The organism is Streptomyces sp. PCS3-D2 (genome assembly GCF_000612545.2).
GTDB lineage: Bacteria > Actinomycetota > Actinomycetes > Streptomycetales > Streptomycetaceae > Streptomyces.
Window position 1 is genome coordinate 550,845 of the sequence record NZ_CP097800.1, and the last position, 22,798, is coordinate 573,642.

At 74.5% G+C, this 22,798-nt stretch carries 18 protein-coding genes; 6 read left to right on the forward strand and 12 right to left on the reverse strand.

The genetic code is table 11. The annotated features are described in order from the left end of the window. Positions 1-10 precede the first annotated feature (10 nt). From AW27_RS02195 to AW27_RS02210, 4 genes are all read left to right on the forward strand, one after another. Positions 11-259 carry a hypothetical protein gene (locus AW27_RS02195; RefSeq protein WP_037917036.1) on the forward strand — a complete coding sequence of 83 codons (249 nt, stop codon included), beginning with the start codon at positions 11-13 and terminating at the stop codon, positions 257-259. Continuing rightward, positions 256-2,610 (forward strand): heavy metal translocating P-type ATPase, encoded by a 2,355-nt coding sequence (locus AW27_RS02200; protein ID WP_037917034.1) that lies wholly within the window; start codon positions 256-258, stop codon positions 2,608-2,610. The genes AW27_RS02195 and AW27_RS02200 overlap by 4 nt, the downstream gene beginning before the upstream one ends. After that, positions 2,607-3,200, forward strand: coding sequence for a copper chaperone PCu(A)C domain-containing protein (locus AW27_RS02205; RefSeq protein WP_236647477.1), 594 nt, complete (start codon positions 2,607-2,609; stop codon positions 3,198-3,200). Before AW27_RS02200 ends, AW27_RS02205 begins: the two co-directional genes overlap by 4 nt. Positions 3,201-3,320: 120 nt before the next feature. Beyond that, positions 3,321-3,563 carry a DUF6296 family protein gene (locus tag AW27_RS02210; RefSeq protein ID WP_037917032.1) on the forward strand — a complete coding sequence of 81 codons (243 nt, stop codon included), beginning with the start codon at positions 3,321-3,323 and terminating at the stop codon, positions 3,561-3,563. A 126-nt stretch (positions 3,564-3,689) separates the two neighbouring features. On the opposite strand, the gene AW27_RS02215 is transcribed toward AW27_RS02210, so the two are convergent. Next, positions 3,690-4,727 (reverse strand): amidohydrolase family protein, encoded by a 1,038-nt coding sequence (locus AW27_RS02215; protein ID WP_037917029.1) that lies wholly within the window; start codon positions 4,725-4,727, stop codon positions 3,690-3,692. Positions 4,728-4,852: 125 nt separating this feature from the next. On the opposite strand from AW27_RS02215, the gene AW27_RS02220 reads away from it, so the two are divergent. Beyond that, the gene (locus AW27_RS02220) at positions 4,853-5,581 is read left to right on the forward strand and encodes a TetR/AcrR family transcriptional regulator (protein ID WP_037917026.1); all 729 of its coding nucleotides are present in this window, start codon (positions 4,853-4,855) and stop codon (positions 5,579-5,581) included. Positions 5,582-5,958: 377 nt separating this feature from the next. Here the strand turns inward: AW27_RS02220 and AW27_RS02225 are convergent, their stop codons facing one another. Both AW27_RS02225 and AW27_RS02230 read right to left on the reverse strand, forming a co-directional pair. After that, on the reverse strand, positions 5,959-6,501 hold the full coding sequence (locus tag AW27_RS02225) for a hypothetical protein (protein ID WP_052030120.1): 543 nt from the start codon (positions 6,499-6,501) through the stop codon (positions 5,959-5,961). A gap of 89 nt (positions 6,502-6,590) precedes the next feature. Further along, positions 6,591-7,862 carry an amidohydrolase gene (locus AW27_RS02230; RefSeq protein WP_078555921.1) on the reverse strand — a complete coding sequence of 424 codons (1,272 nt, stop codon included), beginning with the start codon at positions 7,860-7,862 and terminating at the stop codon, positions 6,591-6,593. A gap of 168 nt (positions 7,863-8,030) precedes the next feature. Between AW27_RS02230 and AW27_RS02235 the strand changes: the two genes are divergently transcribed. Further along, entirely contained in the window at positions 8,031-8,204 is a 174-nt protein-coding gene (locus tag AW27_RS02235; protein ID WP_037917023.1) for a thiazolylpeptide-type bacteriocin, read from the forward strand. 76 nt (positions 8,205-8,280) lie between these two features. Here AW27_RS02235 and AW27_RS02240 read toward each other — a convergent pair whose 3' ends face one another. From AW27_RS02240 to AW27_RS02280, 9 genes are all read right to left on the reverse strand, one after another. Beyond that, positions 8,281-10,218, reverse strand: coding sequence for a TOMM precursor leader peptide-binding protein (locus tag AW27_RS02240; protein ID WP_037917020.1), 1,938 nt, complete (start codon positions 10,216-10,218; stop codon positions 8,281-8,283). Then, entirely contained in the window at positions 10,215-10,970 is a 756-nt protein-coding gene (locus AW27_RS02245) for an ABC transporter permease (RefSeq protein ID WP_037917017.1), read from the reverse strand. The genes AW27_RS02240 and AW27_RS02245 overlap by 4 nt, the downstream gene beginning before the upstream one ends. Continuing rightward, positions 10,967-11,935 (reverse strand): ABC transporter ATP-binding protein, encoded by a 969-nt coding sequence (locus AW27_RS02250; protein WP_037917014.1) that lies wholly within the window; start codon positions 11,933-11,935, stop codon positions 10,967-10,969. The genes AW27_RS02245 and AW27_RS02250 overlap by 4 nt, the downstream gene beginning before the upstream one ends. A gap of 93 nt (positions 11,936-12,028) precedes the next feature. Next, positions 12,029-13,129 carry a peptidase M50 gene (locus tag AW27_RS02255; protein WP_037917011.1) on the reverse strand — a complete coding sequence of 367 codons (1,101 nt, stop codon included), beginning with the start codon at positions 13,127-13,129 and terminating at the stop codon, positions 12,029-12,031. Beyond that, positions 13,126-14,202 carry a lantibiotic dehydratase C-terminal domain-containing protein gene (locus AW27_RS02260; RefSeq protein ID WP_106967532.1) on the reverse strand — a complete coding sequence of 359 codons (1,077 nt, stop codon included), beginning with the start codon at positions 14,200-14,202 and terminating at the stop codon, positions 13,126-13,128. Before AW27_RS02260 ends, AW27_RS02255 begins: the two co-directional genes overlap by 4 nt. After that, positions 14,199-16,955 carry a lantibiotic dehydratase gene (locus tag AW27_RS02265; protein ID WP_052030119.1) on the reverse strand — a complete coding sequence of 919 codons (2,757 nt, stop codon included), beginning with the start codon at positions 16,953-16,955 and terminating at the stop codon, positions 14,199-14,201. Before AW27_RS02265 ends, AW27_RS02260 begins: the two co-directional genes overlap by 4 nt. 13 nt (positions 16,956-16,968) lie before the next feature. Further along, a complete protein-coding gene (locus AW27_RS02270) occupies positions 16,969-18,519 on the reverse strand; it encodes a SagB family peptide dehydrogenase (RefSeq protein WP_037917005.1) in 1,551 nt (516 codons plus the stop codon). Positions 18,520-18,559: 40 nt separating this feature from the next. Beyond that, on the reverse strand, positions 18,560-20,497 hold the full coding sequence (locus tag AW27_RS02275; RefSeq protein WP_052030118.1) for a TOMM precursor leader peptide-binding protein: 1,938 nt from the start codon (positions 20,495-20,497) through the stop codon (positions 18,560-18,562). Beyond that, complete coding sequence (locus AW27_RS02280; protein WP_037918302.1) at positions 20,487-22,739, reverse strand: TOMM precursor leader peptide-binding protein; 2,253 nt, start codon at positions 22,737-22,739, stop codon at positions 20,487-20,489. The genes AW27_RS02275 and AW27_RS02280 overlap by 11 nt, the downstream gene beginning before the upstream one ends. Positions 22,740-22,798: the final 59 nt, after the last annotated feature.

Here is a 22,798-nt window from a genome sequence, read left to right on the forward strand (position 1 = left end):
GGGAATGTCGATGACCGAAGAACAGCAGTCCGCAGTGCAGGCGCCCGCGTCCACACAGCGATGGGGCCCTCCCCCGGCGCTGACCGGCTTCGCGGTGCTGCTCCTCGCGCTGTTCGCCCTCGCGTACGGGATCGGGGCGGCGGCCGGTCCGGTGGCGCCCGGCATGCGCAGCACCGTCGGCGACGCCGACCCCGCCGCGCCGGGCGGCATGGACGGCATGAGCGGCGGCACGGCCGGCGTGCACGGCGGCGGGCGATGACGGCGGAAGGCGGCACGGTCGCCGGGGTGACCACCGACCTGGTCATCCGCGGCATGACCTGCGCGGCGTGCGTGAACCGGGTGGAGAAGCGCCTGTCCCGCATCGAGGGGGTGACGGCCTCGGTGAACCTGGCCACCGGCCGGGCCCGCGTCCACCACCCGGCGGGCGTCACGGCCGAGGACCTCATGGCCGCGGTCGAGAAGGCGGGCTACGAGCCGGAGTGGATACCGCCGCCCGTGCCCCGGGGCGGGACCGGCCCAGGCGCCCCGGGCGGTACGGCCCGCCCCTCGGGTTCCGCCGGTGCGGCCGGCCCGGAAGATCCGGACGATCCGGCAGGTCCAACGCGCGAGGAGGCCCGCAAGGACCGCGAACGCCTGCTGATCACCGCCTTGCTCTGCCTGCCCGTCCTCGTGCTGTCGATGGTGCCCGCCTTGCAGTTCCGCAACTGGCAGTGGCTGTGCCTCGTACTGGCCGCCCCCGTGGCCGTCTGGAGCGCCTGGCCGTTCCACCTGAGGGCGGCCCGCGGACTGCGGCACGCGGCGGCCACCATGGACACCCTCGTCTCGCTCGGCGTCATCGCCTCCTTCGCCTGGTCCCTGTACGCGCTGTTCCTCGGCGGGGCGGGCGATCCGGGCATGCGCATGCCGTTCAGCCTGCTCCCGTCGGCCGGAGCGGAGGTCGCGCACCTCTACCTCGAAGCGGCCGTGGCCGTTCCCCTCTTCGTACTGACCGGCCGCCATCTGGAGGCGCGCGCCCGGCGCGGCACGGGTGCGGCGCTGCGCTCCCTCGCCGGGCTGGCCGCCAAGGACGTCACCGTGCGCGAGGAGGGCGGGGAGCGCCTGCTGCCCATAGCGGAGCTGGTGCCGGGGCAGGGCTTCGTCGTCCGGCCCGGGGAGCGGGTCGCCACCGACGGCGTCGTGGTGTCCGGCCGTTCGGCCCTGGACCTGTCACTGATCACCGGGGAGAGCGACCCGGTAGAGGTCGGCCCGGGACGTCCGGTGGTGGGCGGCGCCGTCAACATGGGCGGACTGCTCCTCGTCGAGGCCACGGCGGTCGGCGCCGACACCCGGCTGGCCCGGATCACGCGCCTGGTCACCGAGGCACAGGCGGGCAAGGCCCGGGCACAGCGCCTGGCCGACCGGGTGGCGGGCGTCTTCGTCCCGGCGGTGCTGTCCCTGGCGGTGACCGTGCTGGGCTTCTGGCTCGGCGCCGGAGCAGATCCCCAGGCGGCCGTCACCGCGGCCGTCGCGATCCTCGTCGTGGCCTGCCCGTGCGCCCTCGGCCTGGCCACCCCGACGGCCCTGATGGCCGCCACCGGCCGGGGCGCCCGGCTCGGCATCCTGGTCAAGGGGCCGCGGTCCCTGGAGGCCCTGCGACACGTCGACGTGATCGTCCTGGACAAGACCGGCACGCTGACCACGGGGCACATGTCCGTCGTACGGGTGACGGAGACCGCCGGTGGGATCGGCAGGGAGGCGGTCCTCCGGCTGGCCGGGGCGGTGGAGCAGGGCTCCGAGCACCCGCTGGGCCGCGCGATCGCCTGCTACGCGCAGCGCGCCGCGGACCGGGGTCCGCTCCCGGGAGTCGTCGGCTTCCTGGCCGTGCCCGGCAGCGGCGTGACGGGGATCGTGGAGGGCCGCCGGGTGGAGGTGCGCACTCCGGGCGGCGGCCTGCCCGCCTCGCTGGCGCAGGCACTGGCCGATGCGGAGGCTGCCGCGCTCACCCCGGTCCTGGTCCGGGTGGACGGCTTCGACGAGGCGCTCATCGCGCTGGGCGACGTCCTGCGGCCCGGCAGCTACCGGGCGGTGGACCGGCTGCGGCACCTCGGCGTGGAGCCGGTCCTGGCCACCGGCGACCGGGAGGCCACCGCCCGGGCCGTCGCTCGCGATCTCGGCATTGCACGGGTGCACGCCCACTGCACTCCGGAGGGCAAGGCGGCGCTGGTGCGGGAGTTGCGGAGCGGGGGCCGCCGGGTAGCCGTGATCGGGGACGGGGTCAACGACGCCGCGGCCCTGGCGGAGGCGGATCTCGGCATCGCGATGGGCAGCGGCACGGACGTGGCCATCGGGGCCGCCGACGTGACCCTCGTACGGGGCGACGTCGAGGCGGTCGCCGACGCGGTCCGCCTCGCCCGCCGCACGCTGGCGACGATCCGCCTCAACCTGGTCTGGGCGTTCGGCTACAACGCGGTGACCGTCCCCTTGGCGGCGGTGGGGCTGCTGGCCCCGATGCCGGCCGCCGCCGCCATGTCCGCCAGCTCGGTCCTCGTCGTGGCCAACAGCCTGCGCCTGCGCACCTGGCAGCCCGCGCCGCGCCGGCCGGGCGCCCCCGTCGGAAGGGTTTCCCGTTGATCAACGACCTGCTGCGGAAGGTGAACGGGACGGTGGGCGGGACGGTGAGGCGGACGGTGCGCCGGGCCGCGGCCCGCGCGGTGAAGGCGGTCGCGGAACGCGGCGGATCCGGCCGCCGGGGTATACGCGACGGGCTGTTCGCCGCCCTGGTTCCCGTGACGGCGTGTCTGGTGATGCTGGTGGCGCTGACGGCCTGGACCAGGGCGGGAGCAGCCGGCAGCCCGGCCCGGATCGACGTCGGTGTCGGACAGGTCTTCCTCCCGCACGCCGGCGAGGAGCGCACCACGGCCGTCTTCCGGATCGCCAACACCGGTGGATCCGACGACCAGCTGGTCTCGGTGTCCTCGCCGACCGCCTACCAGATCGTGCTCAACCGGCACGAGCTCGGCGGGACCGGCGACGCGACGCGCGCGGTCGCCTCGGCGGACATCCCGGCGGGCACCGTCGTGCACATGACTCCGGCCACCCTGGACCTGACGGTCGCGGTGAAGACCCGCCGCGAGGTGGGCGAGCTCGTCCCGTTCGTCCTGCACTTCCGGCGCAGCGGCCCGGTGGACGCGGTGGCGTTCGTGGTGCGCCCCGCCGGCTGAGCCCGGTGGGACGGCCGCCCGCGGCCCGGCCAGGACAGGGCGGCCGGGCGGGCTTAGCGTGGCAGGTGGGAAGTCGGCCGCCGCCGGCGAACCGCGGACGTCACGGCAGGAGGGTCGGCCATGAGTACGGTGCACGGGCACGCGGATGCCTACGAGGTGGTCTTCGCGGCCGCGGACGGGGTCGGGCAGGACGTCGTCCGGATGACCCGCACCAACGCGGCGGGACCGGGCGGGCACCCCGTCTACGAGGACGCCACCGGCATCGTCCGGGCGGAGATCAGCAGCGGCGGCGAGGTCCGGGTCCTGGTGACCGGCGGGGGCCAGGACCCGGCCCGCGTGCTGCGGGCCCGGCCGGTGCCCTGAGGCTCGGTGCCGCCGCCCCGGACGCCCGCCACCACCGCGGATCCGGCGTGCGCCGAGGTCCACCTCGGTGGGCCGTGCGGGCCGGCGGAGCGCCCCGTGGCGCTCCGCCGGCCCGCGATCGGCGTTTCAGGCCGTCAGGTGCTTCGCGCGGGCGGTGAGGCGTTCCCAGTTGCGGTGGCCGATGTCGGCCTTCTGCTCATCGGTGAACGGCGAGGTCTCCAGGAAGGAGCGGGCTTGGCCGTTGCTGGTGTCGACGTAGGGGAAGCCGCCGGGGCGGAAACCGTAGGTGAAGGGGTAGTCGGTGGAGTACAGCATCCGGTCGGTTCCCATCACTTCGGCGGTCCAGCGCAGGTAGCGGGGGCTGTTGGTGCCACTGCCGGCGACCCAGAAGTTCTGCTTGAAGTAGTCCGTCAGGGGCTGCCGCAGACCGCCTGCCTCACCGAAGAAGCCGGTGTGGTCGAGGTAGAACATCACCACTTCGCCCCAGTGTCCGGCGATCACCTGCAGGTCGGGGAACCGGTCGAAGACACCCGAGAAGATCATGCGCAGGTACTGGATGCCGAGGTCGTAGTACCAGCCGAGTCCGGCGCCGGCCAGCACGGGGCCCATGGGCTCGGGAAGGTGGGAGTAGTAGGCGTCGATGACGGGCTGGACCGGCGTCTGCGGATGGAAGTGCAGCGGCACGGCGAGCCGCTCGGCCATCGCGTACAGCTCGTCGTTGTCCGGGTGGTCGGCCGGCTTGTCCCCGGTGCGTCCGTACAGCATGGCCCCGGGAAAGCCCAGCTCGACCACCGCGCGCTCCAGCTCGGCCGCGGCCGCGGCCGGCGACTGAGTGGGAATCGCGGCGAACGCCTGGAAGCGATCGGGCCTGGAGGCAACGATCTCGGCAAGCTGGTCATTGGCCTCGCGCGCCACCATCACGGCGTCGGCCTCGGGCAGGTCCTGCACACCCGGAGATGACAGGGACAGCACGGCGACGTCGATGCCCTGGTCGTCCATGTGGGCCAGCCGCTGCTCTCCGACCTCGTGCAGGTTCTTCGCTATCGGGCTGTCCCCGAACCCGCGCGAGAAGACCTGGGGCGATCCGACCCGCCGATACGCCTCGTAGACGGCCGGTACGACGACGGTTTCTTCCACCCCGATGATCCGCAGACGGTCGGACATGACGGTTCTCCTCGCGCTGATGTTTCCACTGAAACCCATAAAGTGACATCGACGATGCTATCGATGACACCACGATACGGAGAACGTTGTTACCCATGCCGCTGCGAGGAGGCTATCGTTGGTCCATGCCTGTTGAACCGACCCTCACTCGGCGCGCCGCGGAGCCCGGTACCGCCGCACGGGAGCAGACGCGCCGCCGGATCGTCGAGGCCGCGACCGGCCTGCTGGAGAGCGGAGGTCGCGACGCGGTCACCACCCGGGCGGTCGCCGACGCGGCCGGACTGCAGCCGCCGGCCCTGTACCGGCTGTTCGGCGACAAGAAGGGGCTGCTGGACGCGGTGGCCGAGCACGGCTTCACCCGGTTCCTCGCAGCCAAGCAACAGATCGAACCCACACCGCAGGACCCGGTCAAGGAGCTGCGCGACGGCTGGGACACCGTGGTCGAGTTCGGAGTGACCAACCCCGCGCTGTACGCCCTGATGTACGGCGAACCCGCGCGGTCCACGACCATGTTCCGGATCGGCCTCGAACACCTCATGGACCGCATTCGCCGCATCGCCGGTGCGGGGCTTCTGCGCCTGGAAGAGGGGCTCGCGGCCCAGATCGTCCACGCCACCGCCAGCGGCGCCATCCTGACCTGGCTGTCCCTCCCCGAGCCCGAGCGCGACCCCGCACTCCTTGCCGCCCTGCGCGAATCCATGATCGCCACCATCACCACTCAGGAACCGGCTGTGGAGGAACCGGGGCCGGGCGGCGCCGCCCGCGCCCTGCACGCAGCGCTGCCCGGCCAGAAGGCCCTCAGCCAGGCCGAACAGCACCTTCTGGCGGAATGGCTCCAGCGACTGTCCGTATGACCGGCCCCGCGCACGGCGTCAAATCCGCGATCATCGACGTGGTGGCCACCGCTGCCGCCCACGGCTGATTCCGCAGCCCCGGTCCAGACGCCGGAGGCGCGCGCTCGGCCGAGCAGAATCAGGTCGCGGTGCACCATCGGGTCGAGCCGAGCGGTGCCGTCTCCCGGTTCTCGTGCCCCGGCCTGGAGCGGGCGGCCGCGTCGATGCACTTCGCCGTCCGGAGCGCTTCAGTGCCTGCACACCGGGCTCCGACGTACGGCTTCCACTCTTTGCAGATCGTTTCTCGTCGGGTGGAGATCGTTCCGCGCGATCGGCGGCCGTTCGGCGGCGGACGCGTCCCGGTGCGGGCGGCGGACGCCGCCCGCACCGGTGCCGGCTCACGCGGAATGGGACAGGATCTGGGTCAGGACCCACACGGCCCACGCCAGGGGGATCAGGGCCAGATAGGCGAGCGGCCGCCGCAGGACGGGCGGACCCGTGTCGAGGTGGGTGCGGCCCGGGGCGGGCTCGGACGGTGCGAGCCCGCGGTACTTGAGGTACGCGACCAGGTTCCACACCAGGGTGAGGGGGTTGACGATGACCAGGGAGAGCGGCCCCCACCAGCCGAGGATGAGGGTCCGGTAGGTCATCTGCCGGACGACGGCCAGGCCGCAGTCCCGGCAGAACGGCCCGTCCAGGTGCTCGAACTTCATCATGATGAGGATGCCGGTGTGGGCTCTGACCTTGAAGTCGACGGCGGTCCGGCCGCCGCACGCGCGGCAGACCGCGGGCGGGGCCTGACCTGCTGGAACCGGGGGTCCGTAACCGGGGGCCGCGGCGGCGGGGTTGCCCCAGGGCTGCGGGTGGCCCTGGCCGCCGGAAGCCGCGTACGGGGTGCCGGTCGCGGGGCCGTGGCCGGCCGGGTGGTGCGGTGTTGCCATGGTGGAACGATTCTCCAAGTCTGCTCGTGGTACGTGGCCTGGGACGAGCCGACCGCGGAACTCGGTTCCACCCGACGGGCCGTGACGGTTCACGAGGGGCCGAGCCGGCACAGCGCGGCGGCGGTCAGCGCGCGGACTGCGGCCGGCAGGGCGGTCCGGGCGTCCGGGGCGAAGTCCGGCGCGTGGTTGGCGGGGAGGGCCGCCATCTTCTCCGCCGCGGTCGAGCCCGCTGCGCGGGACCAGGCGGCCGGGCCGGCCGTGCCCAGCATCCAGTAGCCGAGCCGGATGCCCCGCTCGCCGTGCACCTCCGCCCCGGCATCGCCGAAGAGGGCGAAGTCCTCCGTGGCGAGCGAGGGCGGCCACATCGCCACCCGCTCCGCCCCGAACTCGGCGGCGTGCGCCTCCCGTACGGCCGCCGTCAGCGCCGGATCCGGGTGGGTGACGGGGGAGGTGGAGATCCGGACGATCTCCGGATCCCGCGGGCAGGCCGCTGCGGCGCACTCGGCGCGCACGATCCGCTCCACGGCCGCGGCGGCCCGGGCCAGCGAGGCCTCGCTCACCGCCCGCACCGTGACGGCCAGTTCCGCGCGGTCCGGGATGACGTTGGCCCGCTCCCCCGCCCGGAAGGAGCCCACGGTCACCGCCACCTGGTCGGCCGGAGCGGCCTCCCGTGCCACCACCGCCTGGAGCCGGGTCACCACGTGCGCCGCCGCCACCACCGGGTCCACGGCGAGGTGCGGAGCCCCGGCGTGCCCGCCGCGGCCGTGCACCACCACCCGGAGCGTGACACTGCCCGCCGTCATGGGCCCGTATCCGTGGGCGACCATGCCGGCCGGCAGCGGCGCCGCGTGCTGGGCCAGGACGTCGTCGGGCCGGCCGCACCGCCGGTAGAGGCCGTCGGCCAGCATCGCCCGGGCCCCCTCCAGCGTCTCCTCGGCCGGCTGCCCGGCCACGACGAGGGTGCCGCGCCAGGCCCGGGGAGTCCGGGCGAGCAGCAGCGCCGTGCCCGCGGCCGCCGCGAGGTGCAGGTCGTGCCCGCAGGCGTGCGCCGCCTCCCCGCGGGCCGCGTACGGCAGTCCGGTCGTCTCCCGGACCGGCAGGGCGTCGAGTTCGGCCCGCAGCAGGACCGTGGGACCGTCCCCGTTGCGCAGCACGCCGGCCACACCGTGCCCGCCGATGCCGCGCGTGGTCGTGTACCCGGCGGACTCCAGCCTGCCGGCGAAGCGGTCCGCCGTGCGCCGCTCCTCCCCCGACAGCTCCGGATCGTGGTGCAGTTCCAGGTACCAGGCCGTCAGGTCGCGCAGGTGCGCCCCGAGTCGGCTGAGCGGTGCGGCGGGCGATTCGGGTGCGTGGCCGGTCATGGAGCCATGATCGGACGGCGGGCCGGAGGCGGCTCCGGCAGGGCGCTGACACCTCGTGACAGCGGAGTGTCAGCGCTGCGACGGGTCCGGTGACGGCGGTACCCGCTGTGATGGGAGCAGACCCGGCACGGCGCGACCCGCGCCGTCCGCCCACCCGAAGGAGCCACCATGCAGAAGTCGCCCCTCGCCTCGCTCGCGGACGAGATCCTGGAGCTGGAGTCCGAGACGTTCGAGATCTCCGACTACTCGGACGCCAGCGAGGTCGTGCTCGCCGGTTCCACGAGCTGCAGCTCCACCTCGACCTGCTCGTCGACCACCAGCACCACCTCCTGCTCCGCCTGACCCGTCGGGCCGCGGACGCGGCGATGCCCCGGCCCCCGCATCTGCGGGGGCCGGGGCATCGGCCGTTGCGGGCCTCCTACGGGAAGGGGTGCGGGATCCTGCGGACGTCGGCGTCCGCGAGGTCGGCCGTGCGCATCCCCGCCCGCCGGGGCGCGGTGCGCAGCCGTGGCAGGTGGGGGGCGCGCTGCCGGGCCCAGCCGAAGTCGATCGGCAGCAGCCCGGGCACCACGGCGCAGACCGTGTGCAGGCCGATCCGCCGCTGCTCCGGGGTGGTCTGGTCGACGGTGACGACGTCGTGTCCGGCGCGTACCAGCTCGTCCACGACGCACCGCAGATCGTCGCGGAGGTCTCCGGTGCGGGGCCGTCCGTACTCCGTCCAGGACCGGTAGAGCTCGTCCATCGTGCGTACGGCGAGCGGTTCCCGGTAGGGGCGGACGTGCTCCGCCATCGCGGGCAGCCCGTACAGCTGGGCGTGGTCCTTCAGGTGCAGCACCTTGTCGAAGTCGGCGGCCATCTCCTCCAGTTCGCCGCGCCGCTCCTCGACCTGGCGGGGCAGGTGCGGGATGTAGGTGAGCACCTCCGACAGGGCGGCCTCCACCGCCGCCGCCGGGTCGAGCGCGGCGCCCGCGCCGAAGGAGTACAGCCCGGGGCCGCCGTCGCGGCGCACCGCGAGCCCGGTGACGACCGGGACGGCCAGGTCGACGCGGTTGTCGAAGGCGTGCACGTCGTAACCCTGGAGCGCGGCCCGGTCGGCCATCGCGCGCACGGCGGTCCCCGGCACGCTCGCCAGGTCGATCTCGGTCAGCCGCAGTCCGCCGTACCAGGCGAGCAGGAACGCGTCCCGCTCCACGAGTTCGAGCAGGGCGCCGAGCAGCGCCTCTTCCTCGCAGCTGCCGATGGCACAGCCGTTGGAGCACTCGAAGACGAAGTTGTCGGCGGCGACGCCGGCGCTGTAGTGCACCAGCCGGGCCGGGACCAGCACGGGGCGGTCGTCGCGCAGCGAGTGCCCGTACACCCACGGGATGGGCCGTTCGGGGTCGAAGGGGGACACCAGCGGGTCGTCCCGGTAGGTCTCGGCCGCGTAGAACCCGCACGCGGCCGGGTCCAGGGCCCGCTCGCCCAGTTCGGCGTACGCGGCGGTGAGCAGGGTCTTGCCGGTGCGGCGGTGGGTTCCGGCGTACCGCTCCAGTCCTTCCAGGTGGGCGAGGTCGCGGCTGGCGGCGAAGCTGTTGGCCTGCCCGCTCCACGTCACGTCCGTCAGTCCCGCGTACCCCCGCATGAAGACGCTGCCCGCAACCGGTGCGGTGGTGGGCGAGGTGACGTTCTGCCAGGTCCCCCCGCCCAGCACCCCCGTCACCGGATTGGCCAGCGCCGCGTACGGCATCGGGTAGGAGGACGCGGCGCGCAGCCGCTGGGCGCCGGGAGCGGGCTTGGGCCTGGAGGTGGGGGTGAAGGGGCGCGGTGCGTCGGCGCCCCGGGGCCCGCAGTCCGGGCACAGCGGATCGGCCAGCAGCGGATACGTCCGTACGCGCAGTGTCTCCAGGTCCAGCCGGGACACCTGGGGCAGGGCCCGGTCGGCGGCCGCACCGGCGGGTGCGGCGACCCGGCCGCCGTGGACCGCCTCGTGCAGGGCGTACACCGCGTCGTGCGCGTACGGGGACAGCCGGGGCCACTCGGAGCCGGTGGGCGTACCCGGCCCGCGGCCGGTCTCCAGCGCGTCGCGCTCGCTCCGGCTGCGCAGCCGCTGGCGGCGCATGGCCAGGCACTGGCCGCACGCCGGTGCGCCGCCGTCTCCGCCCCAGGGGCCGACGAGCACCTCCCGCGCGCTGAGGTGGACGGTGGCCCGGGGCCGGACGGCGGCGAACGGGTCGGCGGCGCGCGGCCCCAGGGCATCGTGCACGCCCAGGGTCACCACGACGGCGCCGAGCGGGACCAGCGCCTCGGCGAGGTCCCGCCGGGCGGATTCGAGGGGTGTCCCGTCGGGGGCGGGCGGACACGGCGGGGTCGTGGTCATGTCCGGTTGCTCCAGCGGAAGGTCTTGAGCCCGATCGCCCCGAACAGGACGGCGAAGCCGAGGAGCGCCGCGCAGCCGGTGCCGATGGCGGCCAGGGATCCGGTGCCGGTGAGCGCGCCGGTCGCCGCGTCGTTGAGGTAGCGCAGCGGCAGGACGCGGGAGACCGACTGCAGCCAGGCCGGCATCATGTCCAACGGCAGGAAGGAGCCGGACAGGAACGCCATCGGCACCATCAGGCAGTTGGCGATGGCGGCGACGGCTTCCGGGGTGTTCGCGTAGCTTCCGACGATCACTCCGATGGCGAGGAAGGCGGTGATCCCGAGCAGCAGGGCGGGCAGCACGAGCGGCCAGCGGCCGTCCAGGACCAGTCCGAAGCCGGGGAGCACGGCCACCGCGACGAACACCGCGGCCTGCACTGCGCCCACGGCCAGGGCCAGTACGTACCGCGAGGCGAGCACGGTCGTCAGCGGGGTCGGCGTCAGCCGGATCAGCCTCAGCAGGTCGTCGCGGCGCCACTGCATGAGGGTGAAGGCGATCCCGAAGACGGCCGCGTTGGCGACGCCCCAGGACATCACTCCGGGCGCGATGTAGGAAATGTACGGGCGGCCGGTCTCCTCGACGTCCTGGCCGCTGAAGATCAGGCCGAAGACGACCAGGAAGAGCAGCGGGAAGGCGAAGGTGAAGAAGAGGGTTGCCTTGTCCCGGACCTGCGCCCGGTAGCCGGCGGCGGTCAGGGCCGTGTATGCGCTCATGCCTGGTACTCCGTCTGCGGGTGGGGGCCGGCCTGCGGGCCGGGGTGTGCGGCTCCGGTGAGTTCGAGGTAGACGTCCTCCAGCGTCGCCGTGCGGGTCATCACCCCGTCCAGTCCGGTGAGCGCGTCGACGGCCTGGAGCACCTTGCCCGGCGTCGCGGTCTCCAGGACGAGGGAGCCGCCCTGGAGGACGGCCCGGTCCACACCGGGCAGCGCCGCCGCCTCCTCGACACCGAGCCGGCCGACGGGCAGCAGCAGGCGCGAGGGGGCGCCGGCCGCGGTGACCAGCCGGTGCGGCGAGTCGAGGGCGGCGATCCGGCCGGCGACGAGTATCGCGACGCGGTCGCACAGGGCTTCGGCCTCGTCGAGGTGGTGGGTGGTGTAGACGATCGTGCGGCCCTGGCTCTTGAGAGCGCGCAGTACCTCCCACAGGTCGCGGCGGGCCTGCGGGTCCAGGGCGGCCGTCGGTTCGTCGAGGAAAATCAGCTCGGGTTCGTGGACGAGTGCGGAGGCGATGGCCAGCCGCTGGCGCTGGCCCCCGGAGAGGTTCTCCACCAGGACGTCGCGCTGCTCGGTGAGTCCGACGCTCTCCAGGGTGCGGTCCGCGGCAGCCGGATCACGCCGGTACAGGCCGGCGACGGTGGCGAGGTGCTCGCGCGCGCTCTGCCGCACGAAGAAGGCCGAGGCCTGGGTCTGTACGCCCATCCGGGGCAGCAGGGCGGTGTTGCGGGGCCAGGGGCTCTGGCCGAGGACGGTGACCGTGCCGCCGTCGGCCTGGCGGAGCCCCTCCATGATCTCGATGAGGGTGGTCTTGCCCGCTCCGTTCGGGCCGAGGAGCCCGAAGAACTCGCCGCGGCGCACCTCGAGGGAGACCCCGTCCACCGCCCGGCGGTCGCCGTAGCGTTTGTGGACGTCCTCAACGGCGATGGCCGGGGAGTCGGGCGGTTGGGTGCTGTCTGTCGTCATGGGTCGTGCGTCCCTCTGTGTCTGTCGTGTGTCTGTCGTGCAGTGGGTTCGGGCCGGGTGGGTTCGGGCTGGGTGGGTTCAGGCTGGGTGGGTTCAGGCGGTGGCGGCGTACCAGACGGCTGTCGTGAGGCCTGCCGCCAGGAGCAGGACGAGGGCGGCGGAGCCGGCGGCGTAGCCGAGGTAGAGCCTCCTGGCGCGCGGCGGATAGGCGGCAGCGGCCGTCCGGTCGCGCATCCGGAGGCGGAGATACCCCGAACTGGCGGGTGCCAGCCGTGTGACGCGCAGGCCGTGTCCGAGCATCGTGTAACCGTCCAGCGGGGGCAGGGGGATCAGGTTGACGAGCGCCTGGGCGCTGCCGATGAGCAGCAGTGCGGCGAGGGTGCGCCGGACGGGGTCGTCGCCCGCGGGCAGCAGGGTCCACCAGAGCCAGAACGGCAGCAGGAACAGCAGGTTGGCGAAGGCGCCCGCGGCGGCGACCGCAAGTTGCTGCCGACGCCTTTCCAGAAAACGGTAGTTGTCGACGGTGCAGTACATGATGGCGACGGGCAGCCGCCAGCGCAGCCCGATCTCGCCCACGGTGCCGCCGACATGGCGGGCGGCCACCCCGTGCGCGAACTCGTGCAGGGCCGTGCTCAGCCACATGAGGGTGGCCACCGCCAGCAGCGGGACCGGTTGGCGCAGCAACCAGCCGAAGGAGGACACGAGTTCGCCGGCGGACCGGACGAGCGCGGTCTCCATGGCGAGGCAGCCGAGCAGCAGGGCGCCGAGCACCGCCGGGTGCAGGAGCGGGCGCAGGACGCGGTGCAGCCGGGCCGTCGTGGCATCGGCGTCCGCGACCAGCCGCAGCGTACCGCGGAGCAGGCCGCCCGTGAGCGGTGGTCCGGCCGGGGCGGGCGCGGGGGGCGGCGGGCCACCGGCGAGCAGCCGGCGGCTGCCGAGGAGTGCCAGCAACTGCTGCCAGTTGGCCTCGCCGAGCCGCCGCCCGAAGGTCCGGCCGTACTCGGTCCCGATCTCCGCCAGGCTGCGGGTGCCGTCGAGCCGGGAGACGAGGAAGTGCTCCTTGGGGCCGATCTCGAACGAGGCCCCCGACACGGGGTCCTTGACCAGGTGGACGGTCGCCGGCCCGGCGAGGAGCGGAGGGGACAGCAGGACCTCCGGGCGCAGGGCGGGCCGGTGGTCCAGCAGCCCGGTCATGTGGCGACCGCCGGGCTGCCGGCCGGGACCTCGCCCTCGCGCAGCACCCGCCCCAGCAGGTGGGCCAGGTACGCCTCGTCGCGGATGGTGACGTGCAGCCGGTTGTTGGTCATGTGCATGTACGGGGAGAGCAGCAGGGGGAGCGCCTCGGCGGGGTCCGTCACCCGTTCGTCGCGGGTGCCGTCCCAGGAGCGGAAGACCAGTTCCCCGTCGGCGGCCAGCGCCTCGGCGCGCTCGCGCAGCTCGTGGCAGTGTTCCGCCCACCCGGCCAGGAAGGCGGGGAGCCGGCCCGTCTCGCCCGAGGCCAGCGCGTCGCGCACGGCGGCGAAACGGCGGCCGAGCCCGGGGGCGGTCTGCCCGTAGGTCCGGTCGTACTCCTGGGAACCGATGAACCCGGTGCCGGGGAAGGCCTGGTGCCAGAACTCGTAGTACCGGTCGAGGTATCCGGCGAGTTCGTCCCGGTCGGGCAGGAAGACGCCCGCCATGACCATCATCAGCTGGGCGGAGGTACCCAGCAGGACGGTGCGCAGGTGCAGGTTCATGCGGTGCAGCGCGTCGATGACCAGGTCGCTGGAGCGGGCGAAGTGCCATTCGGCGAGTTCGACGCCGGCGGGACCGCCGTACTTCCCGAATTCGGGCTCGTACGGCTCGCGGGAGTACGAGTTGTTCGGGCGCAGGTTCATCCGGCCGTCGGGTCCCATGAAGGCCGCCCGGTCGCCCTCCGGGAACTCGATGTCGAAGAGCGTGTTGTAGAACTCGTTGAGGAATCCGGAGTCGACCTCGTAGAGGGCCGGCCGGGCCCGCAGGAAGGCTGCCACGGCCTCCTCCGCGCGGCGCCGCACCTCGGGTTCCGCCTCCGGAGTGGCCGGGCGCAGCCGCAGCCGCACGTGCGGTCCCTCCAGCCAGTAGTTGATGAAGAAGTGCCCGGCGAGGAGCCCGTCGGCGGTGAGGCCGGCGATCAGCGGCCGGACGCACTGCACCAGCAGCGGCTGCGGGTTGGCGGCGTAGAAGATGTGCAGGGCCTGCCAGGCTCCGCGGGTGTCGCCGGGGGCGCCGGGGGTGGACGGGGTCATCTCGGCCATCGCGTGCCGCCTTCCTGGTCTTCGGGGTCCGTTGCGTGCCGGTGGGTGGTGGTGAAGGTCTCGACGGCCAGTTCGGCGACGTGCGCGCCGTCCGCCGAGCGCACGTGCAGGCCTCCGGGGTCGGGGAGCATCTCCCGGAAGACAACCCGGTGGGCCGGATCGCGCAGCAGGGTCTCGAAGGCCGCGAGCGACAGCAGGCTCGCGAAGTCGACGTAGGTCGGTTTGGCCCCGGCTGCCGACGGGCCGGCCGACACCGTCGCGAACACCTGTTCCGGCAGTCCGTGGGCCCGGCGCCAGCGCTGCCAGTCCAGGAAGTTACCCGCTTCCAGTGCCCCTCGGACGGGCAGGTCGCCGGCCGCGGTGGTCCAGCTGCGGCGGCTCAGGACGACATCGCCGTGGACCACTCTGGGCCGGGTGGTCACGCTGTCGCGGGCGGGGCCCTCGGGTACGCCGGCCCACACGTCGAGCGGTGACATCGAGGACGGGGACAGCAGCAGGAGCGTGCGCGGGATCGCAGGCAGGGCGAGCGGCACCAGGTAGCCGAGGTAGACGGGGACCACCTCGCGCCCGAGGCTGCGCGACCGCAGCACCACGCGCCCGGTGGCCGGCACGTGTTCGGCGTACAGGTCGTCCAGGTGCAGCCGGTGCTCCGGCGGGAGGGTGCCGCTCTCGCCGGGGCAGACGATCTCGTAGTCGGTCAGCCGGCCGTGCAGGTTCAGGTTGGTGGTGACCGGGCCGCCCGTCACCTCGGCGAGGACCGCGCCGGGCGGGGTGATCCGGTTCGCCGTGGCCCGCAGGGCGTCCGAGAGGCCGGCGCCCGGCCCGTCGTACACGTGGGTGAAGCGGCTGAAGGGGAAGGACAGCCCGCCGTACGAGCGGTTCAGCACGGTCAGCGGCGTGCCGTCGGCCGGGTCGCGGCCGAGCTGGAGGTGGTGGCAGCGCGGCGCGAACGGCGCTGCGATCGGGCCCAGTTCGTCCGCGACCGCCGCGAGGTCCGCCTCGTCGAGACGCAGGACGGCCGCCGTGTCACGGCCGTGCGCGTCCCCGTACGCCGTCCAGGCCCGCCGCATCCGTCCGGTGAAGGCACGGCGCGCCGCGTCCAGGGCGCGGATGCCGGGCAGGCCGAGCCAGTTCTCCTCGGGCACGTACTCGCCGCGTTCGTCGAAGGGTCTGCGCCGGGCGGTGAACGACAGGTACTGGTCGAAGAAGTCCTCGTGGAAGTCGTGCACCAGCCCGAGGAGGTCCTCGCAGCGGCCCCCGGCGCCGTAGCGGGCGGCGAAGAACCCTTCGAAGGTGATCCGCTGGGCCAGTGTGAGGTCGAAGGCGGGCAGGATCCGCTCGACCGACCGCAGCGCGGTCCAGTCGGGCGGCGGGCAGGGCAGTTCAGCGCCGGCGCTCACGTCCTCGTACAGCAGGGTCTGCGGCAGGGCCGCGTCCGGTGCCCCGAGCTCCTCCTGGGCGCGGCGCAGGCCGCTGCGCAGCGCCCGCAGCAGTTCGGCCCGTTGTGCGCGGTCGGCGGCCGGGTAGCCCGCCAGAGCGGCGGCGGGCGCTTCGAGCAGGGCGGCGAGCCGGTCCGCCCAGGGGCGCTCCAGCGAGGTCAGCGCCTGCCGGAAGGAGCTCAGCGGGTCGCCGCTGTGCACCTGGGTGTCCAGGCGGGGCGCGTGCACCATGCCGAGCTGGAGGAGGGCGGAGACGTACGCCTCGCACTCCTCGGGGCCGGCGGCGTGCTCGGCCGCCAGCCAGTCGGTCAGGTCCCGGTGGCGCAGCTCGGGACGCTCGGCGAACAGGCCGAGGATCCGCTCCAGGGTGCCGCTGCGGCGCAGGAAGAACAGCCGGTCCTGGACCGCGTCGAAGGTGACGGCGGCCGCGTCGTCGCCCGCCGTGACCGAGCGCCGCACATAGCGGATCCGGTCGTCCTCGTGGCCCCAGCCGGAGGCCAGGCGCAGCGGCAGGTCCCGGCGGCGTTCCGGGTCGGCCTGGATCAGCTCGGCGATCCGGGCGAGGACGACGACGTTGAGCCGTACGCTGCTGCTCCACGCGTCGGCCACCCGCGTCCCGCCCGGTACGCCCCCGCCGGTGCTGTCGGTGAAGCGTCCGGTGGCGACGGCGGTGAGGGTGCTGAACGGGCTCGTCTTGCAGGCCGTGCGGTACACGTAGGACAGCAGGGACCGTTCGGCCTTGCGGGCCCGCCCGTTCGGCGCGTTCCCGGCGCGGGCGTATCCGTCGAGCTGCCCTTCGAGCACCGGTGAGGCCAGCAGCAGCCCGGCGCGCAGCCGCTCGTCGCGGACCAGGCCGCGCAGCGCGGACCGATTGCGGGCCAGGTCCGCGGTGAGCAGTTGCGGCCCTTCGGCCAGCAGTTTGTCCAGCAGGCGGCGCCGGTGCAGCCAGCCTGCCAGGTCTTCGGCGGCGGCCTCGTCCACGGCGGCGACGGCTTCGACGGCGGCTTCCGTCGAGGCGTCGGGCCGGGCCGGCAGCCGGTCGTTGTGGATCTGGCGGCGCAGCTTCAGCAGCGCGCGGCGCCGGGCCGCGCCCGGGCCGTCCGGGGCCGGGTCGGTGGCCCCGACGGCCGCGTGGAGCGCGTCTCCCAGTCGCGCGGCGCCCTGGCGCAGACCGGTCTCGGCGGTGAGGACCTCCTCGACCCAGCCGCGGGTGCGGTCGGCGCGCAGGACGTCGACCGCGGACAGCGGGAGCCCTGCGACGCGCAGCATGAAGCGGTCGCCCGCGTGCCACTCGGTGGTGTTCATCGTGCCGCTCCCTTCAGGCGATCTCGTGACGGAAGTCGGCCGGCCGGGGACGTTCGTGGCCCAGCAGCATGATCAGCAGGGGAGCCTCGTCGGTGCCGGTCAGGCCCAGCTCCTCGATGTAGGAGATGTTGTCGAAGCCGAGGGCCACCCCGGCGCCCAGGCCGAAGGCCGCGGCCGTGGTGTAGAAGGTCTGGGCGACGGCTCCGACGGTGCCGCCCACGAGCCGGTAGCCGCGGTCGCCGACTCCGTCCAGCACTGCGGTGGTGCGGACCGTCGGGACGAGCACCGCACCGGCCTGCTCCAGGTTGTAGTTGGAGAGGAAGTAGGTGCGCTGCAGGAAGGGGCCGGGCGGTCCTGCCGTGATCAGCCGCAGGGTGTGCGCGGCCGGGTCGTAGGCGTACGCGCCCGGGTCGATGCCCCGGACGTGGTTGACGAAGGCGTACAGCGAGGTGAGGGAGGGGCCGCCGGGGCTCTCGGCCTCGGTCCCGTACCGGGTGGCCGCGCAGTCGGCGAGTGCCGCGGCGAGCTGTTCGGCGGCGACGGGCCGGGAGGCGTCGAAGCGGCCGAAGCTGCTGCGGCGTTCGCGTAGGGCGCGGGGGGCCGGGACCGGCGGCGCGGGGGGCCGGGGCAGCGCCAGCGGTTGCGCGCCGCGGGGCGGGTGGGCGGCCGCCGCGTCCAGCGCTCCGGGCGCCGGGCGGTCGGCGGCCCGCCCCTCGGTGGCCCGGTGGACGCGCCGCAGGGTCTCGAACTCCAGGACACGGCGCGAACGTTCGGCGTCCCGGTGCCGCGTGGTGGCGCCCGTCGCCCCGCCCGCACCGGGCTCGCGCCCGCCCTCCCAGGTCAGCGGGACGACGGCGAAGACGCCCTCCTCCTCGGGGGCCACGCCCAGCAGCCGGGCCAGGCGCTCCTCGTCGAACCACAGCACGGGGTCGATCCGCAGCCCGTACTGCGCCGCCCACAGCCGCCAGGTCTGTACGAGGGCGCCGACGTCCATGCTGACGGCGTGGAAGGAGAAGCTGTTGTACTTGAAGGCGTTCTGCCAGTACTTGACGCCGAGGACGAGGTACTGCGTGGCCCGTCCGGCCGGGCCCGCGCCCGGACCGAGGGCCTCCCGGACGTCGCCGGTGACGTCGCCGGCGAGCAGTCGGCGCAGCCCGTGCTGGTGGGGAGCGTAGTGGTAGAGCCCGGGTGTCAGCGGTCCGCCGGGTCCGGCCGCCCAGTGGACCGTCACCGGGTAGAGGCCGCCGCCCGAGGCGGTACCGCGCGACCAGTTCGCGTGGTGGTAGTGCGGGAGCGCCGCCAGGTCGGTGTTGGCCTGGACCGCGAGGCGCCGGCCGGTCAGCCCGTAGGAGTCCCGCAGCATCCCGGACAGCAGCGGCAGGGTGAAGCCCGGCAGGAGCCCCGGCGGCGTGTGCGGCGGCACCGGTAGGGGGAGCGTCTCGGCATCCGGGTGGAACTTGGCCTTGCGGGGCCGGTCGGCCCAGTCGGGGACGAAGTCGGCGGGCTCCATCGGCACCCGGCCGCGGTGCATGATCTCGTGGGCGTAGACATGGGCGTGGCCCATGGGTCCTCCTGCGTTCGGGTCGGACGCCGGCGGTGGCCGGTCAGGGGAAGGGGTGCGGTGCCGGGTTGAGGTCGCCGGGCTCCAGCGGGCGCTCGCGCAGCCCGGCGGCGAACAGGCCGGTCCGCATCCGCGGCATGCCGAGCGCCCGCTGCCGCGACCAGCCGAAGTCGATGGGGAGCAGGCCGGGGACGAGCACGCTCACCGTGTGCAGTCCGAGGGCTCGCTGCTCGGGCATCGTCTGGTCGACGAGGACGATGTCGAACCCCTCGGCGGTGACCGCCGACACACACCGCTCCAGATCGGTGCGCACGTCGTCGGAGGCGGTCGCGCCCCGCTGGTCGGGCCACCGCAGTTCGGCGACGGTCCGCGGGCGTTCGCGGCCGGAGCTGCGCAGCAGGAAGTCCGCGTGGGCTCCCATCTCCGGGATCCCGTAGACGAGCGGATGGTCGTGCAGTGCCGTGACCAGGTCGAAATCGGCCGCCATGGCGCGCAGCCGGGCCTCGTCGCGCTCGGTGCGCCCGGGCAGGTTGACGGCGTCCGTGGCGATCTCGCACAGCGCCGAGGCCAGGGCGGACTCCGGGTCGAGGCCGGCGCCCGCGCCGAAGCACATCCGGCCGGGTCCACCGTCGAAGCGTTCGGCGACCGCGGTCACGACGGGGACCGGGAAGGTGATCCGCGTGTCGAAGAACCGGGCCCGGTAGCCGTACATCGCCAGCCGGTCGACCATCGCGCGGGTGGTCGGGCGGGAACTGCTCGCCGGGTCGATCTCCGGGAGCGGCTGACGTCCGTACCAGCTGAGCAGGAAGGCGTCGCGCTCGACGACCTCCATCAGGCCGAAGTAGGCCGCCTCGGCCAGACTGCCGCCCGAGGCGCAGCCGTTGGAGCTCTCCTGCACGAACCGGTTCTCCAGGCCGGGGGCGTGGTAGTACGTCAGGATCTCCGGGACCAGGCGGGGCGTCCGGTCGCGCAGCGACCAGCCCCAGACCCAGGCGATCTCCCGGTCCGGGTCGAAGGGGCGCACGCGCGGGTTGTCGCGGTGGAAGGCCTCGTCGTACAGCCCGACGTCCCTCGGGTCCACCGCGTCGGCGCCGAACCGGTTCAGCGTGCCGGTGACGCTCGTGGTGCGGGCCCGGGCCCGCATCCCCGCGTAGCGCTCCAGGCCCTCCAGGACGCCCACGTGCGCGCTGCGCGCGAAGGAGTCCGTGTGTCCGCCCCAGAAGGTCTCGCGCAGGTACGCACCCGAGCGCATGGAGAAGCAGCCGATGGTGGCGGAGGTGGAGGTGGAGGAGACGTCCTGGACGAGCGAGGGGCCCAGTGCCCCGCACAGCGGGTTGGCGAAGGCGGCCACGTCGATCCCGTACGACTCGACGGGCCGGGTGCGGAACACCCCGGGCCGGTGCTTCGGCGCGGGCGGCAGTTCGGGCACGGCCGCTGCGGCGGTGTCCTCCTGCGGGGCGGCGCAGACCGGGCACTCCGGGTCGGGCACCAGCGGGTAGCTGCGTACGCGGCCGGTCCGCAGGTCCAGCAGCCGGACGGCGGGGAAGACGCCGCCCGCTGCGGGAGCGCCGGGGCGGGGCTCCCGGGCGGCCGTGACGAGCGCGGCCAGCGCCGAGGCCGCGAAGGGGTGCGCGTAGGGCCAGTCCCCCGCGGCCCGGGTGGCGCCGCCGAGTTCGAGGGCGTCCCGGAGCGCCACGGACCGTACCGCCTGCCAGCGGCGTTCCAGGCAACGGGCGCAGCCGCCGGCCGGCCCGACGACCGCCTGGTGGCCGTAGAGGTGCACGGGCACGGTCGCGCCGTCGAGGGGCTCGGGCACGGGGCGGGTGAAGGCGTCGGCGAGACCGAGCGGGGTGAGCGTGACCGGGGGGCCTCCGAGCGCCGCGAGGTCGCGGTCGAGCCGGGCGGTGAAGCGGGCCGCCGCGTCGGGGCCGAGCGCGTCGGGGAGGCCGGAGAGGCCGGGCGCCAGGGGCTCAGTGGTCATCGCCCGGCTCCTGAGCGGAGGTCAGCAGCACTCTGGCGGTGTGGAGTCCGGCCGAGGCCAGGTCCGGGGTGCCGGTGGACACGGCGTAGACGTCGCGGCCCGCCGACCGCAGCCGGTCGAGCACCTCGGACCAACCGTCGGCGGACCGGCCGTCGGCGGACCGGCCGTCGGTCGCGACGGTGAGCGTGCGGGCGTCGAGGTCGGCCAGCAGGGGATCACCCGTGTCGGCCGGTCCGCCGGGCGCGTCCTCGTCCCGCTCGAACTGCACGGCGCCCAGCAGGTCCCGCAGCGCGGTCACCGTCGCCGTTCGTCGGTCCAGGCAGGCGCCCACGGCCCAGCGTTCCCCGGCCCGGGCGAGGAGCACCTGGACACCGGAGTGCGCGGCCTCGCCGAGGTCGAGGAGCTCGACGGCGAGCCCGAGCCGGTCCGCCGACCGTACGAGGAAAACGAGTTCGGCGTCGCCGGTGTCGCCGCTGTCGTCGCTGCCGTCCGGCAGCGGCACCGGCAGGGCCGCCGCCCCGCGGACGGCCCGCAGCAGGGCGTCGTGGGCCAGGGCGGAGAGCAGGCCCGCGGCGGCCGCGTCGGCGGGCGAGGGTCCGGCGCCGGCGCCGGCGCGGGTCCGCTCGAAGAGCCGGTCGCCGTTGTGCGGGCCGAAGGGGCGTACGGCGCCCGCCGGCACGAGGGCGGGTTCCTTCGTGACCAGGGAGACGGCCGGCTGCCAGGCGGCGGCCGTACCGGGCAGCCCGGAGGCGATGGTCAGCGAGCCTTCCGCGACCGCGGCTTCGCCACGGGCGGCTACACCGTACGCGGGGACGACGTGCTCGGCGTAGACCACGGCCGCCGCGTCGAGCGCCCGCATCCGGGCCCCGGCGACGTGGTGGACGTCGAAGGCCGCGATCGCCCGGGAGGCCGCGGGTCCGGTGCCGAACTCGACCACGCTCAGCTTGAGGGGGATCTGGGTCAGCGGCTCGTCGGCGTAGCGCGTGAAGACGCCGGTGTACGGACGGACGAGCGCGGAGCGCCGGTTCAGCTCCTCCACCAGGGCCTCCGCCGCACGTGCGGTGTCCAGGGTGGGCAGGGCGGGGGTGCAGGTGGTACCGGCTTCGGCGAGGTCCACGGGGGCCGTGGCCCGGCTCGTCGCCTCTTCGTCCGGGGCGCAGAACGGGCAGCGCGGGTGGGCCAGGAGCGGTTCGGCCGTCACGTCCAGCGAAGCCATGTCCTGCACGATCACCTGGCCTGCGGTCTCGGCGGGCAGCGCCCCGCTGGTGGTGCGGAAGACCTCGTAGCCGAGGAGGTTGCCGATCATCGCGGCCAGTGGCCGCCCGGGCTCCGGGCCGGACGCGGCCGGCCCGCCCGGCAGGGCCAGGGCGCTCCAGAGCTCGGCCGCCGCGGCACCGTCGCGGCCCGCGGCCGCGCCGAGCCGGAGCGCGGCGCAGGCCCAGCAGCCGGTGGCGGTGGAGGTCATGAGCGGGCCGATGACGGCGTCGGCCCCGTAGGACCAGGCCGGCAGGAGGGTGCGGCCGGCCGGGATGCCGGTGCGCAGCAGCGGCAGCAGGCGTGCGGGCGCGGTGCGCCCGCCGGTGACGACCACGAGGTCGTACTCGGACAGTTCGGACCAGGAGGGCTGCCGGTCCGGGGCCGTCGGCAGGGTACGCAGCTCCACCGGGCAGCCGTCGGCGACGGCCTCGGCCGCCTCGGCGTCGAGCTCGGGCGTGCCGGGCGGTGAGGTGCGGAGGGCCGGTGTCACGCCGACGAGCGCGCAGCCGTTGCGTATCAGGCTCGATGCGCACCAGCGGGCGACGTCGTCGTCGCCGAGGACGGCCACGCGGGTGTCGCGGAAGCGCAGGAACCGTGCTTCGGCGTCGTCGGCGTAGTGGTCGGCGTAGGCGATCTGCGGGGCGTACCGGCGGGCCACGTCGGGGGCGGGCGCCGGCTTCTCGGCCGCGGATGCGTCGGGGGCGGCGACAGGACGGGCGAAGTCCCTTTCGTACAGGGTCCGCACGAGTTCGCCGACCATGGCCTGCTGTGCCTCGCCGAGCCCCCGGCACAGGTCGGCGACCGAGTGCTCGCCGGTGAGGTGGGGGACGATCAGCGTCGCGAAGCGGTAGGCGGACTTGGCCGTGAGCCGGAAGCCGCCGTCCGCGTTGTGGAACAGCACGCCGTCGGGCGTCTCGGTGAACAGCACGTCCCGGCGGATCCGGGGACGGGTCTCGGCAACGGCGTGATAGCTGGCGTGGGCCATGGGGACACCCCTGGGTGCGGTCTGGGCGGGATCGGGGAGAGAATCTGAGCGGGAGGTGC

Excerpts from the sequence above, each read along its gene's own strand:
- AW27_RS02210 (WP_037917032.1), top strand. The coding sequence starts at position 3,321 with ATGAGTACGGTGCACGGGCACGCGGATGCCTACGAGGTGGTCTTCGCG.
- AW27_RS02240 (WP_037917020.1), bottom strand. The coding sequence starts at position 10,218 with ATGACCACGACCCCGCCGTGTCCGCCCGCCCCCGACGGGACACCCCTC.
- AW27_RS02260 (WP_106967532.1), bottom strand. The coding sequence starts at position 14,202 with ATGACCCCGTCCACCCCCGGCGCCCCCGGCGACACCCGCGGAGCCTGG.
- AW27_RS02265 (WP_052030119.1), bottom strand. The coding sequence starts at position 16,955 with ATGAACACCACCGAGTGGCACGCGGGCGACCGCTTCATGCTGCGCGTC.
- AW27_RS02200 (WP_037917034.1), top strand. The coding sequence starts at position 256 with ATGACGGCGGAAGGCGGCACGGTCGCCGGGGTGACCACCGACCTGGTC.
- AW27_RS02215 (WP_037917029.1), bottom strand. The coding sequence starts at position 4,727 with ATGTCCGACCGTCTGCGGATCATCGGGGTGGAAGAAACCGTCGTCGTA.
- AW27_RS02230 (WP_078555921.1), bottom strand. The coding sequence starts at position 7,862 with ATGACCGGCCACGCACCCGAATCGCCCGCCGCACCGCTCAGCCGACTC.
- AW27_RS02245 (WP_037917017.1), bottom strand. The coding sequence starts at position 10,970 with ATGAGCGCATACACGGCCCTGACCGCCGCCGGCTACCGGGCGCAGGTC.
- AW27_RS02195 (WP_037917036.1), top strand. The coding sequence starts at position 11 with ATGACCGAAGAACAGCAGTCCGCAGTGCAGGCGCCCGCGTCCACACAG.
- AW27_RS02235 (WP_037917023.1), top strand. The coding sequence starts at position 8,031 with ATGCAGAAGTCGCCCCTCGCCTCGCTCGCGGACGAGATCCTGGAGCTG.
- AW27_RS02275 (WP_052030118.1), bottom strand. The coding sequence starts at position 20,497 with ATGACCACTGAGCCCCTGGCGCCCGGCCTCTCCGGCCTCCCCGACGCG.
- AW27_RS02270 (WP_037917005.1), bottom strand. The coding sequence starts at position 18,519 with ATGGGCCACGCCCATGTCTACGCCCACGAGATCATGCACCGCGGCCGG.
- AW27_RS02255 (WP_037917011.1), bottom strand. The coding sequence starts at position 13,129 with ATGACCGGGCTGCTGGACCACCGGCCCGCCCTGCGCCCGGAGGTCCTG.
- AW27_RS02220 (WP_037917026.1), top strand. The coding sequence starts at position 4,853 with ATGCCTGTTGAACCGACCCTCACTCGGCGCGCCGCGGAGCCCGGTACC.
- AW27_RS02225 (WP_052030120.1), bottom strand. The coding sequence starts at position 6,501 with ATGGCAACACCGCACCACCCGGCCGGCCACGGCCCCGCGACCGGCACC.
- AW27_RS02250 (WP_037917014.1), bottom strand. The coding sequence starts at position 11,935 with ATGACGACAGACAGCACCCAACCGCCCGACTCCCCGGCCATCGCCGTT.
- AW27_RS02280 (WP_037918302.1), bottom strand. The coding sequence starts at position 22,739 with ATGGCCCACGCCAGCTATCACGCCGTTGCCGAGACCCGTCCCCGGATC.